Genomic DNA, 1,611 nt, shown 5'->3' on the forward strand with positions numbered 1-1,611 from the left:
TCCCCTTGACCCCATAAGGCTGGTGATGTTATACATGTTTATGCTCCCTTACTTAGCAAGCGATAACATCGGTAAAACCTCTATCTCAAACTGTAAAATATTACGCATAAGTCACAGCAATGATGGGGTCAAGGGGGGGCAAAAATTTATGCACCCACCGAAACATTTCTATTGACATCGCCGACAGGATTGTCGTAAACTTCAATTGTTTTGCACTGTATGTTAGCAGAGAGAATATTAAGACTCAAGGGCGAGTTAAGAAAGAAAAAAAAGAAGGCCCTTTTCATCACCGATATCACCAACATAAGATACCTGACTGGTTTTACGGGGTCTCACGCTTATCTGTTGGTATCGGACAAGGGAGACGTCCTGTTTACGGACTTCCGATACAAGGAGCAATCAGCCCGGGATGTCTCCGTGTGTAGATGCGAAATAATCAACAAGGACATCACCGGCGTCCTGGGCAAGTACGCAAAGGGCATTGGCATCAGGGCGTTGTCCGTGCAGGACACCATCACATACAGGCAGTACAAGGCACTGTCAAAACACTTTGAACTCACCACACTGTCAGAAACGGTAGAGGGACTACGTGCCATCAAGGATGCCTCCGAGGTAGAACTGATCAAACAGGCCATACAAAGGGCCGAAGACGCTCTGGCCGCCATAAAGGGCTACATAAAGGCCGGCGTTACGGAGAGAGCAATATCGCTGCGTCTTGAGGATGCCTTACGGAAATGCGGCGTGGACAAACTCCCCTTTTATCCGATAGTGGCCTCGGGGCGGAACTCGGCCCTGCCCCATATCAAGCCCACAGAGAAAAAGCTCGAAAAGGGCGACCTTGTTGTCATCGACTGGGGAGGGGAAAGCGGCGGATACTTTTCGGACATGACCAGGACGTTTCTTGTTAAGGGCCCTGATGTTGAGAAAAAGGTTGAAAAAAAGAAGGAGATATACGACGTCGTGCTCCGTGCCAACACCAGTGCCATTGAGGGAGCAAGGGCCGGATTAACCGGTACAGAGACGGACGCCATCGCCAGGAAGGTCATAAAGGATGCAGGATTTGGTCAGTACTTCGGACACGGCACCGGCCACGGCGTAGGGCTTGAGGTACACGAGAGACCCCGCATATCTCTAAAGGCCCCAAAAACAATCGTAGCCGATGGCATGGTCTTCACCGTGGAGCCTGCCATATACATCCCCGACCTTGGCGGCGTCAGGATTGAGGACATGGTTGTCGTCTCAGGCGGGAGGGCGCAGAGGATAACAACACTTCCAAGAAGTTTGGAAATAGTTTAATATATATATGCAGATATCTGTGAAAATGACAATAGCAGTTGGTAAGTTTAGGAGGCCACGTGATAGCAACAAATGACTTTAGAAGAGGTACCAAGATAGAGTACAAGGGTGAACCCTACGAGGTAATAGAGTTCCAGCACGTCAAGATGGGCAGGGGGGCAGCCTTTGTCAGGGCAAAGATGAAGGGGCTTAAGAGTGGCAAGGTCATCGAGGATACCTTCAACTCGGGGGAGAAGTTTCCCAAGGCCAACCTCGAGGCAAAACAGATGCAGTACCTCTATAATCAGGATAATCAATACTATTTTATGGACATGG

The 1,611-nt window shown here is 49.4% G+C and carries 1 protein-coding gene and 1 pseudogene; both read left to right on the top strand.

Annotated elements, in window-relative coordinates; genetic code table 11:
* The first annotated feature begins 219 nt into the window (after window positions 1–219).
* Window positions 220–1,296, top strand: coding sequence for a M24 family metallopeptidase (locus tag HWQ67_RS17965; protein ID WP_218254068.1), 1,077 nt, complete (start codon window positions 220–222; stop codon window positions 1,294–1,296).
* A gap of 59 nt (window positions 1,297–1,355) precedes the next feature.
* Window positions 1,356–1,611 (top strand): annotated as a pseudogene (locus tag HWQ67_RS17970) (elongation factor P); the annotation flags it as partial.

The organism is Candidatus Magnetobacterium casense (assembly GCF_019173545.1).
In the GTDB taxonomy this organism is placed as follows: domain Bacteria; phylum Nitrospirota; class Thermodesulfovibrionia; order Thermodesulfovibrionales; family Magnetobacteriaceae; genus Magnetobacterium; species Magnetobacterium cryptolimnobacter.